General features: G+C 62.9%; 18 protein-coding genes. 9 read left to right on the forward strand and 9 right to left on the reverse strand.

Features of this window, described 5'->3' with window-relative positions:
- Nucleotides 1–17 precede the first annotated feature (17 nt).
- Nucleotides 18–758, forward strand: coding sequence for a YebC/PmpR family DNA-binding transcriptional regulator (locus M3484_RS14415; RefSeq protein ID WP_092899615.1), 741 nt, complete (start codon nt 18–20; stop codon nt 756–758).
- A 162-nt stretch (nt 759–920) separates the two neighbouring features.
- Nucleotides 921–1,880, forward strand: a complete 960-nt coding sequence (locus M3484_RS14420) for a lysophospholipid acyltransferase family protein (RefSeq protein WP_249497406.1) — start codon at nt 921–923, stop codon at nt 1,878–1,880.
- A gap of 7 nt (nt 1,881–1,887) precedes the next feature.
- Here M3484_RS14420 and M3484_RS14425 read toward each other — a convergent pair whose 3' ends face one another.
- On the reverse strand, nt 1,888–2,775 hold the full coding sequence (locus M3484_RS14425) for a LysR family transcriptional regulator ArgP (RefSeq protein ID WP_249497407.1): 888 nt from the start codon (nt 2,773–2,775) through the stop codon (nt 1,888–1,890).
- Between the two features lie 95 nt (nt 2,776–2,870).
- On the opposite strand from M3484_RS14425, the gene M3484_RS14430 reads away from it, so the two are divergent.
- The 3 genes from M3484_RS14430 (at nt 2,871) to M3484_RS14440 (ending at nt 5,624) form a co-directional block, all read left to right on the forward strand.
- Nucleotides 2,871–3,473 carry a LysE/ArgO family amino acid transporter gene (locus M3484_RS14430; RefSeq protein WP_249497408.1) on the forward strand — a complete coding sequence of 201 codons (603 nt, stop codon included), beginning with the start codon at nt 2,871–2,873 and terminating at the stop codon, nt 3,471–3,473.
- Nucleotides 3,474–3,494: 21 nt separating this feature from the next.
- Nucleotides 3,495–4,409 carry a DMT family transporter gene (locus M3484_RS14435; protein WP_249497409.1) on the forward strand — a complete coding sequence of 305 codons (915 nt, stop codon included), beginning with the start codon at nt 3,495–3,497 and terminating at the stop codon, nt 4,407–4,409.
- A 165-nt stretch (nt 4,410–4,574) separates the two neighbouring features.
- On the forward strand, nt 4,575–5,624 hold the full coding sequence (locus tag M3484_RS14440; protein ID WP_249497410.1) for a DUF2793 domain-containing protein: 1,050 nt from the start codon (nt 4,575–4,577) through the stop codon (nt 5,622–5,624).
- Here M3484_RS14440 and M3484_RS14445 read toward each other — a convergent pair.
- Nucleotides 5,621–6,553 (reverse strand): glycosyltransferase, encoded by a 933-nt coding sequence (locus tag M3484_RS14445; RefSeq protein WP_249497411.1) that lies wholly within the window; start codon nt 6,551–6,553, stop codon nt 5,621–5,623. The genes M3484_RS14440 and M3484_RS14445 overlap by 4 nt on opposite strands.
- A gap of 251 nt (nt 6,554–6,804) precedes the next feature.
- On the opposite strand from M3484_RS14445, the gene M3484_RS14450 reads away from it, so the two are divergent.
- Nucleotides 6,805–10,194, forward strand: coding sequence for a hypothetical protein (locus M3484_RS14450; RefSeq protein WP_283258448.1), 3,390 nt, complete (start codon nt 6,805–6,807; stop codon nt 10,192–10,194).
- Nucleotides 10,195–10,205: 11 nt separating this feature from the next.
- Here the strand turns inward: M3484_RS14450 and M3484_RS14455 are convergent, their stop codons facing one another.
- The 3 genes from M3484_RS14455 to M3484_RS14465 all read right to left on the reverse strand — a co-directional run bounded on the left by M3484_RS14455 (nt 10,206) and on the right by M3484_RS14465 (nt 13,315).
- Nucleotides 10,206–10,937, reverse strand: coding sequence for a DUF6270 domain-containing protein (locus M3484_RS14455; protein ID WP_249497412.1), 732 nt, complete (start codon nt 10,935–10,937; stop codon nt 10,206–10,208).
- 87 nt (nt 10,938–11,024) lie between these two features.
- Nucleotides 11,025–12,386: a glycosyltransferase family 4 protein gene (locus M3484_RS14460; RefSeq protein ID WP_349306279.1), complete on the reverse strand. Its 1,362-nt coding sequence runs from the start codon at nt 12,384–12,386 to the stop codon at nt 11,025–11,027.
- An 89-nt stretch (nt 12,387–12,475) separates the two neighbouring features.
- Nucleotides 12,476–13,315, reverse strand: coding sequence for an ABC transporter permease (locus tag M3484_RS14465; RefSeq protein ID WP_249497413.1), 840 nt, complete (start codon nt 13,313–13,315; stop codon nt 12,476–12,478).
- A 312-nt stretch (nt 13,316–13,627) separates the two neighbouring features.
- Between M3484_RS14465 and M3484_RS14470 the strand changes: the two genes are divergently transcribed.
- The 3 genes from M3484_RS14470 to M3484_RS14480 are packed head-to-tail and all read left to right on the forward strand — an operon-like array spanning nt 13,628 to nt 16,382.
- Entirely contained in the window at nt 13,628–14,743 is a 1,116-nt protein-coding gene (locus tag M3484_RS14470) for a KpsE/RkpR family capsule polysaccharide export protein (RefSeq protein ID WP_249497414.1), read from the forward strand.
- The gene (locus M3484_RS14475; RefSeq protein ID WP_092899593.1) at nt 14,740–15,408 is read left to right on the forward strand and encodes an ABC transporter ATP-binding protein; all 669 of its coding nucleotides are present in this window, start codon (nt 14,740–14,742) and stop codon (nt 15,406–15,408) included. The genes M3484_RS14470 and M3484_RS14475 overlap by 4 nt, the downstream gene beginning before the upstream one ends.
- Nucleotides 15,409–15,434: 26 nt before the next feature.
- A complete protein-coding gene (locus M3484_RS14480) occupies nt 15,435–16,382 on the forward strand; it encodes a glycosyltransferase (protein ID WP_249497415.1) in 948 nt (315 codons plus the stop codon).
- 508 nt (nt 16,383–16,890) lie between these two features.
- Here M3484_RS14480 and M3484_RS14485 read toward each other — a convergent pair.
- Genes M3484_RS14485 through M3484_RS14500 form a run of 4 tightly spaced genes read right to left on the reverse strand, consistent with a single transcriptional unit; the run spans nt 16,891 to nt 23,097 of the window.
- Nucleotides 16,891–20,043: an FkbM family methyltransferase gene (locus M3484_RS14485; RefSeq protein WP_249497416.1), complete on the reverse strand. Its 3,153-nt coding sequence runs from the start codon at nt 20,041–20,043 to the stop codon at nt 16,891–16,893.
- Between the two features lie 43 nt (nt 20,044–20,086).
- Complete coding sequence (locus M3484_RS14490; protein WP_249497417.1) at nt 20,087–21,205, reverse strand: DegT/DnrJ/EryC1/StrS family aminotransferase; 1,119 nt, start codon at nt 21,203–21,205, stop codon at nt 20,087–20,089.
- A 13-nt stretch (nt 21,206–21,218) separates the two neighbouring features.
- Nucleotides 21,219–22,124 carry a DapH/DapD/GlmU-related protein gene (locus M3484_RS14495; RefSeq protein ID WP_249497418.1) on the reverse strand — a complete coding sequence of 302 codons (906 nt, stop codon included), beginning with the start codon at nt 22,122–22,124 and terminating at the stop codon, nt 21,219–21,221.
- Nucleotide 22,125: 1 nt separating this feature from the next.
- Entirely contained in the window at nt 22,126–23,097 is a 972-nt protein-coding gene (locus M3484_RS14500; RefSeq protein ID WP_249497419.1) for a Gfo/Idh/MocA family protein, read from the reverse strand.
- Nucleotides 23,098–23,107: the final 10 nt, after the last annotated feature.

Genomic DNA, 23,107 nt, shown 5'->3' on the forward strand with positions numbered 1-23,107 from the left:
GAAGGAATGAGGCCCCTATGGCAGGCCATTCGAAATGGGCGAACATCCAGCACCGCAAGGGCAAGCAGGATGGCATCCGCTCAAAAATGTTCTCGAAGCTCTCGAAAGAGATCACCGTCGCCGCGAAGATGGGCGATGCGGATCCTGATAAGAACCCGCGTCTGCGTCTCGCGGTGAAAGCCGCCAAAGCGGTCTCGATGCCGAAAGATGTGATCGACCGCGCCATCAAGAAATCCCAGATGGGCGATGCGGCGGATTATACCGAGATCCGCTATGAAGGCTACGGTGCCGGCGGTATCGCCATCATCGTTGAGGCTCTGACCGACAATCTCAATCGCACCGCCTCGAATGTGCGCAGCTATTTCACCAAGGCGGGCGGCAATATGGGCCAGACCGGGTCTGTCTCGCACAGCTTTGACCGTCTGGGCGAGATCTCGTACCCGCTTTCGGCCGGCGATGCCGATTCGGTGATGATGGCCGCAATCGAGGCCGGCGCCGAAGATGTCGAGACCGATGACGAGAGCCACTGGATCTATTGTAAGGTCGAAGACCTCTCCTCAGTCTCGGACGCGCTGGAGGCCACGCTTGGCGAATCGACCGAGGCCAAACTCGTCTGGCGCCCGCAATCGCGCACCGAGGTCGATCTCGACACTGCACAAAAACTGATGAAGCTGGTGGATCTTCTGGAAGAGGATGACGACGTCCAGACCGTCACCCATAATTTCGATGTGCCCGACGACGTCGCCGCACAGCTCTGAGATCCGTCTTTTCCGACGATCAGAACCCCGGCCATCGTGCCGGGGTTTTTTCTTGCCTGCGTTCTGATGGGCGCCACCGTCACCTCGGTGTCACCTCGCGGTTGTAATTTGCGGTGCCAGAAGGACGCGCTTCCCGCGTCCGGTGCAAGACGGGACAAACGCATGGGGCAGATGGTGCATGGGGATGACAGCTTTACGGCCTTGCCAATGCACCCATCCGGCAGGGCCTGTGATGATCTGCAAAACAGGTTTCCCGGCGCGCTCCCTGCGGGCCCGGTCTTCACCTATTCGCATCCCGATCAAAGCCCGCTGCGCCGCCGGCTGATCCGCGCGGTCGAGCGCCTTTCGGGCCAGACCCGGATCGAGCGCCTCTATCGCGACTGGCGCACCGATCCGGGCCGGGATGCTCAGGCGCCGGTTTTCGCCGAGGCGATGCGCGTCCTGGGCCTGCGCACCGAATATACCGCCGGGGATGAGGGGCTGATCCCGAAAACCGGCGGGCTGCTGGTGGTGGCGAACCATCCTTTCGGCATCGCGGACGGGCTGGCGATCGGCGATCTGATCACCCGGATCCGCCCGGATGTGAAGCTGATGGTTCATGCCGCGCTGGCCCATGCGCCCGAAGCGAAGGACCTCGTACTGCCTGTAGATTTCAGCCATGGGCCGGAGGCGCGGCGCAGTTCGGCCGAGACGCGCCGCGCGGCGAGCGACTGGCTCGAGGCGGGGCATGTGCTGGTGATCTTCCCGGCGGGGGGCGTCTCGACCGCGCCAAAGCCACTCTCGCGCCGCGCGGCTGACCCGGCCTGGCATCCTTTCGTCTCGCGCCTAGCGACGCGGCCCGGGGTCCGGGTGCTGCCGATCTGGTTTCATGGTCAGAATTCCCGCCTCTTCCAGATCGCGAGCCATTATTCCTACCCGCTCCGCGTGGCGCTGATCTTCCGCGAGACTTTGAGGCGCGCGAAAAAGCCGTTGCGCATCGCCATCGGCGCGCCGGTCAAGCTGGATCCGGGGCTGAAATCGGCAGCCACCGGCGAACTCAGGCGGCTCACCTTCGGCCTGGCAGGGGTGAAGGGGCCAAAGCCCGAGGAAGAGTTCATCTTCCCGTCGCGTATCAAATGGTAAGGGCACCTCAGGCGGCAGAGGGGGGCACGAGGACTTCCGCCGCTGCCTGCCGGATCGCGCGGGTCAGTGGCGCAAGGGCCGGGGCAACCAGACGCGGGAACTGCCAGTAAAGCGCCACATCCAGCGCCGAATCCGCCACCACCTCCTGCAGCCTGCCGGCGTTGATATGGGCACGCGCCAGGGTTTCCGGGTTCATCGCCCAGCCCAGCCCCAGCAGCGCGGCGTCGACAAAAGCCTGGCTCGCGCCGATCCGGTGGCAGGGCAGCGTCACCGGCCCGACAATCCGCGCGGCCCAGGTCTGTTGCAGCCGGTCCTTGCCGGAATAGATCAGCGAGGGCGCGCGGGCGAGCGCCGCTGCCGTGATGCCGCCTGCAAACCAGCGCGCCATGAAATCCGGGCTCGCGGTGGCCAGGTAGCGCAGCGACCCGAGTGCCACCGTGTCACAGCCCTGCAGGGGGCCCGGATGGGATGTCACCGCCGCCATCACCTCGCCGCGTCTGAGCCAGTCCTGGCTGACATCCTGGTCGTCGATCACGAGATCGAAGAGAAAATCACCCTCGCAGGCGCGCAGCGCCGGCAGCACCCAGGTCGCCAGGCTGTCGGCATTGACTGCTATCCTGAGCGGCGCGGGCCCGGAGGACAGGGCTGGCAGGTCCCTGGCCAGTTGCCGTTCCAGCAGGCTGATCTCATCGAAATGGCGGATCAGCCGCAGGCCTTCCGGCGTCGCCTCGCAGGGCTGGCCGCGCCGGATCAGTCGCATGCCGACCCGTTCCTCCAGCGCCCGGATACGTTGCGAGATCGCCGGGGGCGTCACGGAAAGCTCCGCCGCCGCGAGGTCAAAAGCGCCGCGCCGGTGAATGGCAGAGAGGGCGGCAAGCCAGCCGGGGTCGAGCATCGGAATAAGCCACGCTTAATCAGGCAAAGAAACATTAACTGGATTTATGTCGCCTGCAAGCGGTAGCGAAGCCGGTGTAACCCGGGAGGACGAAGATGTTCGAGGCGCTGATATCAGGCTATTTCACGGCGCTGAGCCTGATCCTCGCCATCGGGGCGCAGAATGCTTTTGTGCTGCGCCAGGGGCTCCGGCAGGAATATGTCGGCCTTGTGGTGGCGATCTGTGCGATCTCGGATGCGCTGCTGATCACATTGGGTGTGGTCGGTTTCGGCGCGATGAGCCGCGCCGCACCCTGGGCGCTGCCGGTGATGAAATGGGGAGGGGTGGCCTTTCTGGTGGTCTATGGCGCGCTGAGATTTCGCGCCGCGATGCAGGGGGGCGAGGCCCTCGTGCCCTCGGCAGCGGCCAGGGTCTCGCGCGGCAAGGTGGTGACAACGATCCTTTTGCTGACCTGGGCCAATCCGCATGTCTATCTTGATACGGTGCTGCTGCTCGGCTCGGTTTCGGCGCAGCATGACGGTCACCGCCTTGCCTTCGGGATCGCGGCGGCGGCGGGGTCCTTCAGCTTTTTCTCGGCGCTTGGCTTTGGCGCGCGCTTTCTTGCGCCGGTCTTCGCAGAGCCCCGCGCCTGGGTCGTGCTGGAGATCGGCGTGGGCCTTGTGATGTGGGCCATCGCGCTCTCCCTTGCCTTTTCCTGAAAACCGGCGCAACCGGGAGGGATGTGGAACAGACAGGCCGACCGCCCGGTTGCGGGGATCATCTGGATGCTGGTTTCGGGCATTGCCATGGTTGGCGTGAACGGAGCAGTGAAATATGTCGGCACCTCGCTGCCGGCGACGCAATCGGCCTTTCTGCGCTTTGCTGTCGGGCTGGTGTTCTTCCTGCCGATGCTGCCCGCAATCCTGCGCGCGGGCTATCCGGCACGGGTCTGGCAGCTGTTCGGCTATCGCGGCATCTTCCATGTCGGCGCGGTGATCCTGTGGTTCTATGCCATGGCGAGGATCCCAGTGGCCGAAGTTTCAGCCATCGGCTTTCTCAACCCGGTGATCGTGCTGATCGTTGGCGGGCTGCTGCTGGGCGAGGGGCTGAGCCTGCGGCGCATCCTTGTGGCGCTGGTTGCCTTTGCGGGGGCGCTGATCGTGCTGCGCCCCGGGCTGCGCGAGATTGCCATGGGTCATTGGGCGCAGCTGGGGGCGGCATTCCTGTTCGCGGGCGGCTATGTCATTGCGAAACGGCTGAGCGCACTTGCCCCGGCGGGGGTTATTGTGGCGATGATGACCTATACATCGGCGATCGGGCTCCTGCCGCTGGCGCTGATCGACTGGCAGCCGGTCGCGCTGTGGCAGATCGCGGCGCTGGCGCTTGGGGCGGGGTTTGCGACGCTGGGGCATTATGCGATGACGCGGGCCTTTGCCGCGGCCCCGCTGGCGGTGACGCAACCGGTCAGCTTTCTGCAGATCATCTGGGCGGCGCTGATGGGGGCGGTCTTTTTCCATGAGGGGATCGACCCGTTTGTGATCCTTGGCGGTGCGGTGATCATCGGCGCGATCAGCTTCAACATCCGCGCCGAGGCCAATGCGCGCCGGGTGATCCGGGCGGCAGATGGTGCCGGCACCAGCGGCCCCGCCACCTGAGCTGAACCTTCCGGCCCGAGACCTGCAACCCGCGCTGTTGCGCGCGGCGCAGACTTGGCGCGCGCCGGGCCAGGCCGCGTTAAACCCTGCCTTCCTAGCCTCTGCCCCGCGGGTGCGCGACAGCCTCGCGGTTAACTGCGGCGCTGACCCCGCATGGAGGCAAATATGTCCGATACCACCGATATTCTTGGCCTGCCGCTGATCCTGCCTGCCCAGGCGCAGAAACACGTGACCCATAACGAAGCGCTGCTGGCACTGGATGCGGTGGTGCAGCTTGCCGTGCTGGACCGCAACCGCACCGCGCCTCCGGTGACGGCGACCCCCGGCGACCGGCATCTTGTGGCGGGCACTGCGACCGGCCTCTGGGTCGGGCAGGAGGGGCGGATTGCGGTCCTGACCGGGACCGGCTGGCAGTTCCATGCGCCGCTGCCCGGCTGGCGGGCCTGGGTGCTGGGTGAGGCGCGCGAGGCGGTCTATGACGGCCTGACCTGGAAGACCCCGAATGAGGGCGAGGGAGGCTTTGCCCGGCTGGGCGTCAGCACGACGCCCGATGCGGTGAACCGGCTCGCGGTGGCCTCCGAGGCGGTCCTGATGACCCACCAGGGCGCGGGGATGCAGCTCAAGCTGAACAAGGCGGCAGCGGGGGATACCGCAAGCCTGCTCTTCCAGACAGCCTGGTCGGGGCGGGCCGAGATGGGGACGGCGGGCGGCAGCGATTTCTCGGTCAAGGTCAGCGCCAATGGGTCCACCTGGTTCACCGGGTTGCAGGTTGCGGCGGCAACCGGTGTGCCCGATTTTCCTCAGGGCCTGACCCGCGCCGGCTCGCAGGTCTTTGCGCGCAGCAATATTCTGGGCACCGTCAGCCAGACCGGCGGCGTGCCGACGGGCGCGGTTATCGAGCGCGGATCGAATGCGAATGGCGATTTTATCCGCTATGCCGATGGCACCCAGATCTGCTGGAAGAATGACCTCGCTGTGACCAATGCCTCCACCGCGCTCGGCTCGGGCTTTAGCTCAGCGGCGCTGATCTGGATCTTTCCGCAAACGTTCCTTGTCGGATCGACCCCTGTGGTCACGGGCATGGCGGATGCGGTGGACGCCTGGCTTGCGGCTGCGGCGCCGGCGGAGGGCTCGGTTTCGCTCCGGGTGCTGGCCATGGTCGCGAAGAGCGGCGCAATCGGCGTCAGGGCGATGGCCGTCGGGCGCTGGTTCTAAAGCCGGCCCAGCATCGCCGCCATCGCCATCGCCGCATCGCCGGAACGCGAGCTGCGATGAATGCCGAGGCGGCGAAAGGCAAGCGCGCGCCCTGGACCAAAAGCCGGCGCGTGGAGAAATCCGTCCAGCGTGGCGCGCGCATCGGCTGTCAGCATGGCCTCGCGCGCCCTCAGCGCGACCGCCTGGCCCTGCATCATCCGGCCCCATTCGCCATTCAGCAGCATTGCCAGCCGACGCTTGCCGGCCGCCGTGCCCCGCGCGCCCCCAAGCGCGTTCTCACCATGCTGGCGGTAGATCACCACCGGCGTCGGGTCGAGCGCCAGGCCGCCGCCGCATCCCGCGATCAGCTGGTAAAGCCACCAGTCATGCCAGCTGACGCTGTCGGGAACCCCCGCCTCGCGCACCAGCGCCAGCGCCTCTGGCGTGAGCATGATCGAATGGCCGGCAAAAAGGTTCTGCACGAGTGAGGGCGCAAAACCCGGTCTGGTTCGTCCTGACCGCGACTGGCTGAGCGTGTTCAGCGCCCCGTCGGCAAGCATGCTCTCGCCCGCATAAAGCACTGGCGCCGCCCCGCCCATCAGACCCTCTGCCGCCGCGATCCGGCGCAGCCCGCGCGCGAGCTTTCCCTTTAGCCAGACATCGTCCTGGTCGGCCAGCGCGATGATCCCCTGCGGCAGATCCGGATGGCAAAGCGCAGAGAGGAAATTCGCCGCCGCCCCTTTGCGCGGCCCCTCCACCAGGGTCAGCGGATATTTGCGGCCGAAAGCAGCGAGAATCTCGCGGGTGCCATCGGTTGACCCGTCATCAGAGACGAAAAGCGACCAGCTGCTATGGCTTTGCGTGACGAAACTGTTCAGCTGTTCAGCCAGCCAGGCCGCCCCGTTGCGGGTGGCCATTACGATGGTCACATGATCGTCTTTCTGGCGCATCGTCTTCCCGGTGGCAGGAGATGCGCCGCCCCGGTCTGCAACGCGTCTGCCTTTCGCTAACTTTCGCCGAAAGAGGCACCGGAGGCAATGCCGGCCTCGGTTCCGGGCGCGGTTCCGCAGATCTGATCCTGGCGTGTTGATAAAGTTTGGCTAAAACCATTCACCAAAGCCCTGATATCGCCCGAATGTCAAAAGGAAGCAGCAAGCCCGCCAGGTGAAGATGGTGCCCGGGGAAGAACGGGTATGTATCTATGTTTCAGGTGAGAGCACTGCAAACCTTTGTCGATGCGCCATTGAATCTGATTTCGGGCATCGGAGACATGTTGCTGGCGACGGTCGGATCGCGGCTGATGCTTTACACGACGACACGGGCGGGGGGCGGGCTGCTCAGCTTCGAGATCGGCGCGGGCGGGATGCTGCTGACCAGTCAGGGCCAGATCGCCGCGCGCGGGACGCTCTCTGCTCCGCCGACGCTGGATCTCTATCAGCTCGGCTCGACCCAGCATCTGATCTATTCGGGGCTCGAGGACAGCACGCTTGTCTCGTTCAGGCTGAATGCGGACGGGACGCTGCGCGGATCGTCGCGCCCCGCCGGTGGGCCGGCAGGGATCATTTCGGCCCAGGCCCTTGTCACATCGGGCAATCAGACCCTGCTCTATGCCGCCACCACCGGCAGCGGGCTGATCACGACCTATTCAGTCGCGGCCACCAATGGCGTGATGACGCGGCTCGGGGCATTGCAGCTGGGGCCGGACCTTGCCGGTATCAATATATCGGGCATGGCCGTCTTCGGCATCGGGTCTACTCAATTCGTCGCGGTGACATCGCAGTCTGTAGACCGGATCGACATATTGCGCCTTGCGGCAAACGGCTTGCCGACCGTAGCGGGGAGCATTGGTGCCAGCGACGGGCTGGGCATCAGCGCCCCCTCGGCGGTGCGCTTTTGTGAAGCGCATGGCAGCCCTTATCTGGCGGTCGCCTCAGGCAGCAGTTCGTCGATCACGCTGCTGGCGCTCTCGCCAGGAGGGACGATGACGGTAGCGGATCAGATCATAGATACGCTTGATACACGGTTCCGGGCCGTGGTGACGCTTGAGACCATCAACATCAAAGGGCGGAGCTTTCTGGTCGCCGGCGGCGGCGATGGCGGTCTGCATGTTTTCGAGATCCTGCCGGGGGGGCGGTTCGTCATCGCCGCCACCATGTTGCAGCAGGACGGGCTGGCATTGCAAAACATCACAGCGCTGGCCTTGCAGCCAGGGGCGACCGGCTTCTGGATCTATGTGGCCGGCGAAGGCACAGGCGTCACCCGGCTCTATGTCGAGACCGGCGCGCTTCCGGCCCCCCTGATGGGGACGGGCGCGGCCGACACGCTCACCGGCGGCGCGGGGCATGATCTGATCTCGGGTGGCGCCGGCGATGATGTTCTTTATGGTGGCGCCGGCGATGACATCCTGATTGACGGGGCGGGCGTCGACCGCCTTTATGGCGGCGCGGGCGCGGATCTCTTCGTGCTTTCGTCCGACGGGGTGGTGGATTACATTCACGACTACCAGCCCGGTATCGACCGGCTCGATCTGAGCGCCTGGGGCAGGTTCTACGGTCTGAGCGACCTGACCATAACGTCGCTCGCAGGTGGGGCCAGGATCCGCTACGGCAAAGAAGAGCTGATCGTCTATTCCGCCAATGGTCTTCCCCTGACGGCTGCCAGCTTTGCAAGCGCCGGGTTGTTCGACCTCTGGCATGGTGATTACACAATGCTCACACCGGATGGCATGATCGCAGGCACTCCCGGTGCGGATTATCTGGTCGGGACGGATGGAGATGATCTGTTCCTCGCAAGTACTGGCCAGGACACGATCCAGGGCGGTAATGGTTTCGATCACATTGATTTTTCCGAAATCAATGCCGCGATCCGGGTCGATCTCCAGATGCGCGCCGGCATTGCCGGGCCGGTGCAGGGGCAGGTCTATCTGTCCATCGAGGCGATGACCGGAACGGCCTATAACGACACGCTGCTGGGCGATGCATCGGGCAATGTGATCCAGGGCGCGGGCGGCAATGACGTGCTCTATGGTCGCGGCGGCAATGACACGCTGTATGGCGGCGATGGCGATGACTGGCTTTACGGCGGCGAGGGGGCGGATTGGCTCTATGGCGGCGCGGGGCGCGACCGCGCGCATTATGGGGATGCGCCTGCCGGGGTGCGGGCGGATCTGCAAGCGCCCGGGACCAATACCGGTATCGCCGCCGGCGACCGTTTCTTCGGGATCGAGGGTCTCGTCGGATCGGCCTTCAACGATATGCTGCTGGGCGATGCATCGGGCAATGAGATCCAGGGCGCAGGCGGCAATGACGTGCTCTATGGCCGCGACGGCAATGACACGCTGTACGGCGGCGATGGCGACGATACACTCTATGGCGGCGCAGGGGCGGATTGGCTCTATGGCGGCGCGGGGCGCGACCGCGCGCATTATGGGGATGCGCCTGCCGGGGTGCGGGCGGATCTGCAAGTGCCCGGGACCAATACCGGTATCGCCGCCGGCGACCGTTTCTTCGGGATCGAGGATCTCGTCGGATCGGCCTTCAACGACATATTGCTGGGCGATGCATCGGGCAATGAGATCCAGGGCGCTGGCGGCAATGACGTGCTCTATGGCCGCGACGGCAATGACACGCTGTATGGCGGCGATGGCGACGATACACTCTATGGCGGCGCAGGGGCGGATTGGCTCTATGGCGGCGCGGGGCGCGACCGCGCGCATTATGGCGATGCGCCTGCCGGGATGCGGGCGGATCTGCAAGCGCCCGGGACCAATACCGGTATCGCCGCCGGCGACCGTTTCTTCGGGATCGAGGATCTCGTCGGATCGGCCTTCAACGACATATTGCTGGGCGATGCATCGGGCAATGAGATCCAGGGCGCGGGCGGCAATGACGTGCTCTATGGTCGCGACGGCAATGACACGCTGTATGGCGGCGATGGCGACGATACACTCTATGGCGGCGCAGGGGCGGATTGGCTCTATGGCGGCGCGGGGCGCGACCGCGCGCATTATGGCGATGCGCCTGCCGGGGTGCGGGCGGATCTGCAAGCGCCCGGGACCAATACCGGCATCGCCGCCGGCGACCGGTTCTTCGGGATCGAGGATCTCGTCGGATCGGCCTTCAACGACATGTTGCTGGGCGATGCATCGGGCAATGAGATCCAGGGCGCGGGCGGCAATGACGTGCTCTATGGCCGCGACGGCAATGACACGCTTTATGGCGGCGATGGCAATGACTGGTTGTATGGCGGCGACGGCAACGACTGGCTGCATGGCGGCCCCGGGCGCGATGTCTTTCTGTTTCTCTCTGCGCCAGGCGCCGCAAATGCCGACCGGATCGCCGATTTCAACCCGGCGGAGGATATGATCCTGCTCGATGATGCGGTCTTCACAGCTCTGAACCTGGGACTTCTCGGGGCCGCGCGCTTCACTATCGGTGAAAGCGCGACCACAGACGCGCACCGGATTGTCTATAATCAGGCAAGTGGGCAGATTTACTATGACCCGGATGGCAGCGGGGCAGCCGGGATGTTGATTTTTGCAAGCGTCACGCCAGGAACGCTGCTCACCGCCGATCACTTTCTGATCATCTGAACCGGGACGTGTCAGCCAGCAAGCGTGATCCGGTTCAGCTCTCCGATCAGGTGCTCATAAATGTCGCGGGAATAGTGGAAGGGAGAGAGGCCCCATTTATGCTCATGATCGGACACAAAGGATATGGGGTAAGAGACGGAAGCAACAGCCATCCGGCTTTCAAGATAGGCATACATCCGGTCAAGATGGGCATTGTGGGTCTGCACATGGGTGGCATCGAAGCGTCCGCCCCCCGTATCGCCTGCCGACCAGTGGACCTTGTTGAGAACAACGCGGAGCTTCTGTTCGGCCACCAGCGCGGCGAACTCGTCCGCCCCCTTTGACCACAGGGCGAAATGCTCATCTGTATTTGCCTTGATCACCCTGATATCGGGGTAGCGCGCCAGCGGCTTTGGACGCTGCATCTCGACTGAATTGGTTGCGATGGTTCCGTCGCGTTCCAGCAACTGAAATCTCTCGTCGATCAGGTCGACGATGATAGTGGTATCCGCAGGCAGATCGCAGAGCATTTGTGTCAACGCCTTGGTCAGATCCGTGTGCACCATCGTGCGCTGGAACTGGCTGACCATTTCATTTGCGGGATCGATTTCTTCCAGAGAGAGGCTGAAAGGTTTTGCCGCAAAGCCGCTGCCGAAAGAGGTGCGGCAAATGTAGCCTGCAAGCTTGTAGCCATGTGGCACCAGCTCAAAAGCATCGCGAGTGACGCATGAGCCCAGGATGAAAACGCTCGGATCTTGTGCCATGCTGCATCTCCTGCAATTGCGCCCATTGCTTCACCCTTTTGACATTCCGGTCAAGCGTGGAGGGGGCCATATCGCGCAGGCAGGGGCTTAATCGCACCGTTCCTGGCCGAGCTGCTGATAGAACTCAACCAGACGCTCTGCCTGTGCTTCCCAGCCGATGCTTTCGGCTGCGAGCTTCCGGAAGGTGCCAGGCGTCGCCCGGGCCATTGTCAGTATTGTCTCCGCCAGCGCGGATGCGTCTCCCGCAGGGAAGGTCAGGCCAAGCTGCCGGTCCCGCAGAAAAGGCCCCATTTCGGCGAGATCGGAGCCAATTACCGGCAGGCCGGCCATCAGCGCCTCGAACAATTTGTTCGGCATGGCGTATTGATAGGACAAAGCCACCGGGATGATCGGAATGATCGCGGCATCAGCGGAGGCTATCACGCGGGAGACGTCTTCCGGCGGGACCGGGGGCAGCATTGCCAGCCTGTCAAGGACACCGGCCTCTTGCGCGAGGCGGGAGAGGCGGGCGGCCACCGATGGCGGGCTGCGTCCAACCGTGACAAGGCAGACCGGGCGCCCGAAACCGTGCTCCGGCGCGTTTTGCCGCAACTGGCCAAGCGCAGCGACAACGGTTTCCAGCCCGCGATTGATCGCAACATTTCCGGTGTAAACCAGAAGGAAGCTGTCCTCCGGCAGGCCTGCCCGCATCCGCAACCCGGGATCCTGGTCGGAACGAGGGCTTTGATCAGCTGCCCGCGGGGTGTTGTAAAGCACCAGCGGGCGGGGGATGCCATAGTGCGTCGCAAGGTGGTCGGCGATGCTGTCCCCGACCGTGATCACGGCGGCGGCCCTGGGCAGCAGCCGCGCCTCCAGACGCTCCACCTGCCGTCTGCGCGCCGGACTGAGCGGGGGATTGCGATGGGTTTCCAGCTCATGGCTGTCGAAGATGAAGGCCGCGCCGGTATTCATCGCCACCCGGGAGGCAACCGGCAAGGCGGGCAGATCATGCGCATGGATCACATCGGCCCGCGAGGCGGTCAGCGCCGCCTCGAAAGACCGACCGAAACTGGCCGCGAGCCAGGGCTGATGCAATGTCTGGCTTTGGTCGCGCAGCCAGGCGCGAATGACTGCCGCACGTTCCGCGCCCAAAAGTTTAGCGAGCCTGCCGGAATTGGGCGTTGGGTTCGGGTGGCCGACAGACGGCACTGAGGTCGGCCCCCCGGGCTGTGTCGCAGGCGGGGCTTTTAGGCGCCGCCGGAAAAGCTGTTCAAGCGCCTGCCTCGGTGATGCACCTTTCCATTCGAGGCGCTGATAGCGCACGCCGGCCCTCACTTCGTCCTGAGGCAGTCCGGGCATGGCAACACAGAAAACACATACTTCATGACCCGCCGCCGCGAGACTTTCGGCCTCTTTCATCACGCGAAAATCCGGCGCGCAGGGGTTGGGGACGATCATCGAGACGCGCATTGCCTGATTCAATCCAACCGGTTCAGGGTGCGATCGCAGGCGCAGGGCAAGGGTGAAATCCGGACGTCTTTATCGCTCATGCGTATCATCTAGTTATTCATGATGAACTTGCGCATAGCGCGCATGTTCAGAAGGCCAATAGTAATGAGCAGCATCATCAGGCAGACGACATAGAGCGGAGAGAGATAGTCACCCTGGTATTCGGGGTAGAACGCCATCCTCATCTCACCCACCACATGAACCAGCGGATTCCACCAGAGAAATACCTGCACCTGTTCGGGCATCGCATCGAAAGAGTAAAAAACGCAGGACAGGAAGAAAATCGGACGGTTCAGGATACTCCACAGGTTTTGCCAGGAGGGAGCCATCTCGAACAGAACCGCGTTGATCAGGCCGATCCCCGTGCCGATCCCCACCGCCATCAGGAGGGAGCCCACGGCCCTGCCGAAATCAATCTGGCTTCCGGTATCCTCAAGCAGCACGATGCCGGTGAAGACGAGGAAAGCCACGGTAAACTGGGTCATGATCAGCAGGATGAGACGGGCGAAAATCACGTCCATGAAAGTGACCGCCGGATAGAAAAGCAGCATCCGGTTTGCTTTCAGTGCCGTCGCTATCTGGGCATAACTGTTTGTGTAACACGCAAAGGGAATGAACCCTGTCGCGTAAAACAAAGAGAAACTGGTACCGACAGGCGGCTGTTTGAACAGAATTGAAAAACCAAGCGTCAGCACGACGATACCGCCGACCGGCTCCAGCACGGCCCAGAGGTAACCGAGCCTAGATCTCCCGAACGTCGTGATCATTTCCCGGACGAGCAAAGCCAGAATTACACGCAGACTCTGAAATCTGAGGCGAAAGTCGCCACTTTCGTGAAGTTCTGGAGTTTTGGTAAGCGGAACCATGCCCGGATTCGGCTGGTCGGTCATCTCGATTTTCTCGATCCTGATGTCCAGACTTGCTAACAGGCCCCTGCAACGTTTACAAGGGTAGATCAGGCAAGTGGGTGCAGTCAACGCCCCGCGGATGGTATTGAGGAAGGGACAGCTGTGGCTGCTGAACCTGTTATCCGTGCCCCTCTTCGGGTGCTTACGGAAAATCCCGCTCTCCCGGCGCCGGTTCATGCTCCGGTCAATGATCCGGTTATTCGCGCTGTCAGGCCGATCCCGGCCGTGGTGCCCGGGCCGGGCCAGTCTCCCACGCCAGGCCCGTCGCCCACAGTGGTGAAAAAGCCAAAAGTCATGGCGACGGCTCAGCCCGCCCGGCTGCGGCGGCGGCATCTGGCAGTGCTTGTCGCCTTTTTCGCGATTGTTCTGCTGCCGGTGACACTCGTTGCTGGGTATCTCTATCTGATCGCGGCGGATCAGTATTCCTCTCAAATGTCTTTCTCGCTGCGCTCCGAGCAGCACGTGAACCCGCTTGAGGCGCTCAGCGGTCTCGGGCAGATCGCGACCGGCTCTTCGTCTGATTCTGAGATCGTTCACGAATATCTCAGCAGCCAGAAAATCGTTGAAGACATCAACAAAGACCTGGACCTTCGGGCGATTTTTGGCCGTGACCGGGGAGACAGGTATTTCACCCTTCCTGACGGAGCGAGCATCGAAGAGATGCGCGATTACTGGAAGCGCATGATCTCTGTGCGGCTGGAAAAGGGCAGCGGTGTCCTGCGCATCGAAAGCCTCGCATTCACGCCCCAGGAGGCCCAGGCCATCAATGGCGCCATTCTGCGCGAAACCCAGGCACTGACCGACCGGCTGAGCCTGATTGCCCGTGAAGATGCCCTGCGCTATGCCGAGGTCGACCTCGAAGAGTCACGGGAGCGCCTGAAAGCGGCACGCGGTAATCTGAGCACCTTCCGCGCAACCACCAACATCATTGACCCGACGCTGGATCTCGCGAGCAATGGCGGCGTCATGGGCATCTTGCAGCAGCAGCTGGTAGAGGCCCTGCTGGCCAAGGACATGCTGCTTTCCAATAATCCGCCAGAGAGCGATCCGCGGATCGGCCAGTCAGATTCCCGTATCGCGGCCATTCGCAAGCGGATCGAAGAAGAGCGCAACTCGGTAAGCGATGGCGACACTTCAAGCCTTGTGCAGATCGTGGGAACCTTCGAGGCGCTGACCGTAGAGCGGGAATTCGCCGAGAAGGCGTTTCTCTCCGCCACTGCGGCCTATGATATCGCGCGCGCCGAAGCCGAACGCCGCAGCCGCTATGTTGCCGTCCATATCGAGCCGACTTTGGCCGACAGTCCTCTGTATCCGCGTCGGGCGATGATCACCGGGATTTTTGCCGCGATCTGTCTGCTGGGATGGGCGCTGCTGGTGATGATCGGCTATTCTCTGCGGGACCGGGGATGATCGTTCTCAAAGGGGTGACCAAAGCGTTTCGTCGCGGACACAGGCTGAATTACGTGGCCCGCAACATCAATGCTGTCTTCCCCTCGCGCACTTCGGTTGCGCTCCTGGGCCGCAACGGCGCCGGAAAATCCACATTGCTCAAAGTCATCGGCGGCACCATGCGGCCCGACAGCGGCAAGGTTATGAGCAGCGGCCGGATTTCCTGGCAGATCGGCTTTGCCGGCAGTTTTCACCCGGATCTGACCGGGACACAGAATACCCGCTTCATTGCCCGGATCTATGGGGTCGACAGCGACAGCCTGGCGCGCAGCGTCGCGGATTTCGCCGAGCTTGGCGACAGTTTCGACATGCCGTTCCGGACTTACAGTTCGGGGATGCGTGCCCGTTTCGCTTTTGGCGTCTCGATGAGCATCCCCTTCAGCTACTACCTGATCGACGAGGTCACATCCGTCGGTGACGCCTCCTTCCGGGCGAAATGCAACGAAGTGATGGAAGATCGGCTGAGCAATGCCGGGGCCATCGTGGTCTCTCACAACGATACGATGTTGCGCAGCATGTGCAGCGCCGGTGCCGTGCTGGAACGCGGTATCCTGACCTATTACGATGATGTGGATGACGCGATCGCGCATCACAATCGTAACATGCAGGCGCGTCCGGTCGTCTGATCCGGGTGCAGTTGGACATAGCACCAATGACGACGACAGCTCAGCACTCCTCTTCCGAAGATGAGCCAGTGCTTACGATACTCACGCCGGTGCGCAATGAGGCCGCCTTTCTGAAATCCTGTCTCGCGTCAATAGAACCCCCATCGGGCCTGTTATGTGAGATCGTGCTGGTCGATGACGGCTCCGAGGATGAGAGCGCGGCGATAGCGGCTGATTTCGCAGCCGGGTCGGCGATTCCGATGCAGGTGATCCGCAATGGCCACCGGGGGAAGGCAGCGGCGCTCAATCTGGCATTTCTCGCCGCAAGGGGGGACGCCTTTATATTCTTCGCCGGCGATGACCTGCTTGTCGGCAGCGCCCTGCCGGCCCGTCTGGCGGCCGTGACAGCCGGCATGACAGCGCGATCCCCCTGTGTCGCGCAATGTCGCTACCGCAGCTTTTCAGACACGCATCCCGGGCTGGCCGGTATCCTCTTTCCGCGACCGGGAATGGAGGATCACATCGCAGGCGGCGCGGTCAGTTTCAACCGCGCCTTTGCCGGGCGCTACTTCCCGATTCCAGAACAGCTGCCGAACGAGGACAGCTGGCTGCGGGCATTGGCGATAGCGCTGGATCTGCAGGTGGTTCCGCTGGATTGCCTCGGGCTGCATTACCGCATTCACGCCGGAAATTCCGTGGGTCCGCTGCGCAGCTTTGCCGAAGCCGACCGCAATCTGCGCGAGAGGAATGCCGCCTATGCGCTGGCGCTGGAACGCTTTGACCGCGAGATCACCGCGTCCGGGCGACGCCGGCTTGAGGCCATCATTCGCGCCGAAGAGCTCCGCAGCCGCGGAAGGTGGCTGGCGCTTCTTTTCGTCGGCGGGCTGAGCCGGATCGACAGGGCAATGATGCTGGCCAATTCCGCACCCTGGCTTTACGCGCTCAAGACACGCCTGTTGCCAAAGCTGCGCCACTGGATCCGCCGCAGGGTCTGATGATGTGCGCGGGGCCCGCCGCTCTGACGAGGGCCGATAATCCCCGAGAAATGCGGCAATCGCCTCGGGCGTGTTATTTGCCCAGAACACCCGCTCGACACCTTTGACCAGCGGACCGGCCGCGCCGGCACCCTGTTCGCCATCGCTCAGGATCAGCACATCCGGCCCATAAGCCATGTCATCGAATAGTTTCGTCGGCGTGTCGCAGTCGTTGTCATGGATGAAAACGACCCCACATTCCCCGGCAAGCCAGTCGAGGACCGGCTGTCATTCGGCCAGCTTTCCGTCACGGATAATATTATCCATCTCGAAGCGCTCGGACGGCAGCCGGATACTGCAAGTCGCAACGCTCAGCCTGGTCTTGCAGCGCGGGATCTGCGCCGGGCCTGCAAATGGCAGGCTTCTGGAAACTGTATGATCCACCAGAAAAAGAGCCGCCAGAAACCGGCACCTGACGTGGTGGCCCGGTCTGTCTCAGAGGGGTGACCGGGTCATACTGATCTTCGCGTCATTCCCTGAGCAATGCGATTTCACGGCGGATAGTGGCATCCAGGCCGCATTGCCTGCGAACACGCTCCGCGCCGGCAGCGCCAATTCTGCCGATCCGCTGCTTGTCATGCGCCAGATCCCAGATCGCATCCGCATAGCCGCGCACATCGTCCGGGCGCACCAGAACAGCGGCTCCCTGACCGGCGAATTCCGGAATACCTGTGACATCGTTCGAGATACAGGCCATGCCCCTGGCCATCGCCTCACCGAGGCTCACACCCTGGGTGTCATGCCGCGTCGGGCAAAGCGCAATATCGTGGCTCGCGTAAAGCGCCTTCATTTCTTCGCGGCTGCTGTATTGCTCTTGTAAGGTGACATTGCTCATGCCGCGAAGGAATTCGGTATTCTCGGCGTAAAGCGGACCAAAGCCGCGAATGGTGAAGCTGAGGCGCTCGAATCCAGGGCGATCCGCCAGAAGCTTCACGGCTCGGGTCGCAATGTCGCCGGCATAATTGCGCTGCTTGAACGGGCGCAGGAGCAGGATCCTGCCGCTGCCGCGCTGGGCGGCCGGTACGAAACTGTAATAATCCCCATCGATGAAATTGTGGATCACGGAGGAGCGCGTGGGCAGACTGCCGACATCGCGACCGGCGATGCCACGCAGGTAATCTGATACGAAGATCACCCGTATATCGGGATTGGCGAAGGTCGCGCGCGCCGCCTCCCAGCGTTGCCGGTTGGTCAGATCAAGGCTTGCGCGCCGCGTCTCACGTTCCTCGGTGGTGAAGTTGTAAGACAGCCGGCGGATATCGCGCAGCTCAAAACCGTGGAACCAGTAGACCAACCGCTTGCCATCAATATGCTGTGGCAGCAGCTGCTGCATCTGGGGCGATGGCGAATGAACCAGGACTATGCCCCTGACCGTGCTCAGCCTGCGGGCAAGCGCTTCTGCCTCATGAGCGGGCATCCGGAAAACCGGAACCTTTCCGGTCGGATCCTGCTGCAGGTCGCGGTTGCGCGCGTTCAACTCTATCACACATCCAAGCAGCCCCGCTTCGGCATAGGCATCGACACGGGTCCGGATGAATTCTCCGCCATAAGCGCCATCGCCTGCGGGATAGGCGTTAACCAGAACGATGAAATCCGCTTTCGCCAGCGCTTCGCCAAGCGCGCCCGACTGCTGCTTCGCGGATGTCAGCGCAAGATCCGCCGCGGGTGCCTCGGAGGCCGTCATGGCCAGAACGGACGCGGTGGCCGGGACCACATTGCCCGACAGACTGGCCGCAGAGGGCTGCTGCGCGATCGGGTTGTGCCGTGTCGGCGGGTGCGGCTTTGCCCTGCGGCGCAGCCAGTTCCCGAATTTGCGGCGCAGCCCGCGGGGGGCAAGAGTGTCCGAGAGCGCGCGCATGACACGTGTGTCGTGAAATCTGAGCACCCCTTCTGCGAAAGCGCTGCCGCCCGTGGTCGGTGCGGGTTTTTCGCTGCCGAGACGAAGACGCTTGCGCAGCACAAGCCTGAAGTGGCGCCGCAGCGATGCGCGTTCCGAGAGTGCCTTGCGGGTTGAAGCCAGGGCTTTCTGGGAACCGACAAGCGCCGTCTGCCGCTTTTCCAGGTCCCTGCGGGCGCCGTTTAGTTCTTTGCGGGTTATGGCATGTGCGGCCTGGAGCTCCAGCTCCATGCGGCGCTTCGCACCGAGTGCAACATTTTCGCGCTTCAGAGCATAGGCGCGGGCCGCGCTGAGGTCTTCAGCGGCCTGCGCCTGCACGGTTGTCAGACGGTCTTCAAGCTTGCGCAGCGCGTCACTCTGAGCCTCGCTTTTCTTTGCCAGGATGTCGATTTCGGCCTGCGCGGCATCACGCTCCTGGCGGAATGTATCCGCTTGCGCCCGCGCCGCATCGCGCTCGGATCCGAGCGCGGAGAGGCGGGACTGGGCTGCTGCATAAGCCGCCTCGGCGGTCTCCAGCTTTCTTTGAAGGGCGTTCTGCCGCTCCAGCGCGACGATGCCCTCTGCTATGGCCGCATTGCGCTCCGCCGCTGCCGCATTGCGCTCGGCAAGGGCAGCGCTGCGTTCCGTCAACGCAATGCTCCGCTCAGCTTCGAGTTTCTGCTCGGTCGAAAGCTTCGCCGCCTCGGCGATCTGCAGCAGTTGCCGCGTCTCGCCTGCCTCTTTCGTCGCCACTTTCAGCTGGTCCGCCAGCTTGTCGGAGTCCTGCGCGAGGCTGGCAATTTTCAGGTCGCGCTCGCTTGCAATTTTGCCAAGCGCAACGATCTCCTGCTCCACCTTCGCGATCTTCGCATCGCGCTCAGCAAGGGTCTCTCTGAACTGCGCATCTTTTTGCGTCGCGGCTTCGGTGACCTCATTCATGCGCAGGCCCAGATTGTAATACTTGTTGCTGGCCGCGACGAGTGAGCCCCGCGTTTCCGTGTAGCGCTCGTTCAGCCTGTAAATCTCGCCTGTCTTTTCAGTTACAACCTCACGCGAATAGGCGGTCAGGCTGGTTTGCTCGGCCGGAATGAAGAGATGAGTCGGCGTGGCGTTGAATTGCGAATGCACGAGGTATTCCATGTCGAGAAGCAGCGCCGATACTTCACGGAACTGCGCCTCATTCTGACATTCGGCGTAGATAACCGGCCGATCACGGGCAATCAGCTTTTTCGCGCCGCGCAAAACCGGGATCTCGAACCCTTCGACATCAATCTTCAGCATACGCACTGGCGCGGGCTTTTTCAGTGAGTCGAGCGGGATCACCGAGATCGTCCCGGCCCCCATCTCAATGCTCTGACCGCCGAGATTTTCGGGAATTTCCTTTACGAAATGCGCATTGCCGCGCCGGTCGCCGACACCGACATTTTTAACAGTGATCAGCTCGGAAAGGTTGTTCAGCCTGGCGCTTTGGCTGATGGCCTCGGCCAGATGGGTATTCGGTTCGAATGCCACAACATGACAGCCAACCCGGCTCGCCAGATACAGCGTGTGATTGCCGACATTCGCGCCGATATCGAAGACAATATCTCCGGGATGCAGCCTTGTTGCCATATCCCGGAGCATGTCCAGTTCATATGGGGTGGCGTTCTGGCGCACAAACTTCTGCACGTAGTCCAGTTCATGATCCGGCAGGTAATGCTTATAAGTCGTATCACCGTCCGAAATGGTGAAGACATCATCTGCCATCCGTATCCCCTTTCCCATTCCCTGCCAGACCGCCGGCGCCAGATTATGACGCCTCGCGAAGCGCGTTAATGACGCGATCCTGATCAGCTTCGGTCAGATAGGGATGCATGGGAAGGCTGAAAACGCGGCCGGCAAGGCTTTCGGCGACCGGCAGGCCCTTTGGGTCTTTCGGAAAATCCTGATAAGCCGTCTGGGTGTGCAGAGGGCGGGGATAGTAAACCATGCCGGGAATGCCGGCCGCCTTGAGCGCTGCAAGCGCCGCATCGCGTTCGGCTGTGTCTTTTGCCAGCAGCGTATATTGGGCCCAGACCGAGACCGTGCCCTCTGGCACCACCGGAACCGCAAAGTGATTGGCCAGTGCATTATTATAGCGCTGCGCCACCCGCTGCCGGCTTTCGATCTCATCCTTATAGATCGCCAGCTTTTCCAGCAGAATCGCAGCCTGCAGCGTGTCGAGCCGCGAGTTCAGGCCGATGCGCACATTGTCATATTTGTCACTGCCTTTGCCATGAACCCGGAGCGAGTCGAGCAGCTTCGCGAGCTCATCGTCATTGGTGAACACCGCACCGCCATCGCCATAGCAGCCCAGCGGTTTCGCCGGGAAGAAAGAGGTGGTGGCGATGGTTCCGATGGAGCCGGTGCGGCGCCCCTTATAAAGACCGCCATAGCCCTGGGCGCTGTCGGCCACGATCCAGATGCCTTCGCGTTCGGCAATCGCCTCGATCGCGTCGTAATCGGCGGGCAGGCCGAAAAGGTCGACCGGAATGATGCCGGCGGGGCGCAGACCCTGGCGCTTTGCCTCGGCGATGGCGCGTTCGAGGCTGGCGGGGTCCATGTTGAAGCTGGTTTCCAGCACATCGACAAAGACCGGCTTGGCCCCGAAAAGCGGCACGATCTCGGCGGTGGCGGCGAAGGTGAATGTCGGGCAGAAGACCGCGTCCCCAGCCGAAGCCCCAAGCGCCATCAAGGCCAGTTGCAGCGCATCGGTCCCATTGGCGCAGCCAAGCGCGTGTCTGACCCCCGAAAAGGCGGCGAGCTGCGACTCCAGTTCTTTCACTTCCGGGCCCATGATATAGCCGCCATGCGCCAGCACAGCCTGGATCCGGCTGTCGATCCTGTCCTTGATCCGTGCCTGCTGCGCGGCGAGGTCGATGAACTGCATGGTGAGCCCCTGTCTATCTGTAATCGCGAATGAGTTTCAGCCAGTTGTCATGCGGCATGGCGAAGTTTCCGGTGACCCTGGTGCCGTCTTCGACATCGCGGGTGACCACAGCGCCAAGGCTGATTGTTGCTTTGCGGCCGATGCGCAAGCCGTTGGATATGGTGCAGTTTGGCCCAAGATAGGCGTCATCGCCGATTTCGACCCGGCCCGAAATATCGCAACAGGCGCAGATCGTCACCCGCTCGCCGATGACACAGTCATGCGCGATATAGGTCTGGGCGTCGATCTTGGTTTCGGCCCCGATGTGGTTAAAGCCGCCAAAAGTCGAACGCGCGATGGTGCAGCCGGGCAGGAGGCTTACATTGTCGCCGATCCTGACGCCGCCCGCCTGGCGCAAAAGCGCTTTCGGGCTGACGCCTGCCTTTTGCTCAAATGCCTCCATCCCGATCACCACGGTCGCGCCGATCTGGCAGTTTGCGCCGATCAGGCTGCGCTCCAGAATGACGGCATTCGGGCCGATGACTGTTCCGGCGCCGATCCGCACATTCTTCGGCGCGACGAAGGCTCCGGGCATGATGATGGCGGCCGGGTCGATTTCGCTGGGAAAGTCGGTCCAGAGAAAGCCGGGCAGATCGCAGAGATATTCATGCACAGCCATCGCGGTGGCAACGGGCTGATCCGAGAGGATAACCCCGGCCGCCTGCGGCACAGAAGCGGCGAGATCTTCCGGCACGACATAGGCTGCGATGCCGCTTGCGCTGGCGGCATCTTTCAGATGGATGGCTTTGCCGGCGGGCACCAGCCGGGCGTCGAGCCGCGTCGGCACTTTACCGACACAGGCGATTTCGCCGTCACGCCAGAGAGAAAGCCCCAGATCCGCAGCGATGCACGAAAGCCTGATGCGATTGCCGGTAAACATCTCAGTGGCCGGCTTTGATCGCTTGTGAGGCGCGTTCCAGCACGTCGATCACTGCGAGGCCCTCGGCCCCGTCGGTGCGAGCGGCGCGGCCCTGCGCGATGGCCGCGACAAATTCGCGGCATTCATCCTTAAGTGGCTCGCCCCTCGGCACTGCGACATATTCCGCCGGCACCGATTCAGGGATCGGCACCGGGCCGCTGGTGTCGATCCGGTGGCGGTAGAGCGCGAGCTTGCGGTCCCAGTCGGGCTGGCTGTCCTCAAACACCGCCATGCCGGTGCTGCCAACGACCACCAGGCGCTGTTCCTTGAAAGGATGGCTCCAGGAGGTGAAGACATGCGCACGCAGCCCATCGCCGAAACCGATCTGGCAGGTGGCCATATCAGCAATTCCGGGGCTGACGAAAGCCGCCGCCTGGGCCGAGACCTGCGCGACCGGCCGGTTCGCCAGCGCAAGGATCATCGAGATATCATGCGGCGCAAACGACCAGAGGACATCCTCTTCGACGCGGAACTTCCCAAGCGAGAGCCGGTTCGAATAGATATAGCGCAGTTCACCCAGATCCCCGGAATGCACGCGGTCGCGCAGCGCCACGAAGATCGGGTGGTATTGCAGCAGGTGACCGACCATCAGCACGCGGTCTGCCTGCGCTGCAGCGCCAATCATCTGCCGGCATTCCGCAGCCGTCAGGGCCATCGGCTTTTCGACATAGACATGCTTACCGGCCGCCAGTGCCCTTGCGGCAAGGCCGGCATGAGTTTCGGCCGGGGTGGCGAAGGAAAGGCCCTGGATTTCCGGATCGGCCAGAACCTCGTCCAGCGTTCTCGCGGGCACGCCGTGCTGGGCCGAGATCGCCGTTGCCGTGGCAGGGTGGTCATCGACGATTGCGCCGAGCGCGCCGATTTCGGCGAAGTTCCGGGCAAGGTTCTTGCCCCAGTAGCCGCAGCCGATCTGCGCTATTTTCACATCCGACATCGAAGTCCCC

Source organism: Pseudomonas sp. GX19020 (genome assembly GCF_023371075.1).
GTDB lineage: Bacteria > Pseudomonadota > Alphaproteobacteria > Rhodobacterales > Rhodobacteraceae > Pseudogemmobacter.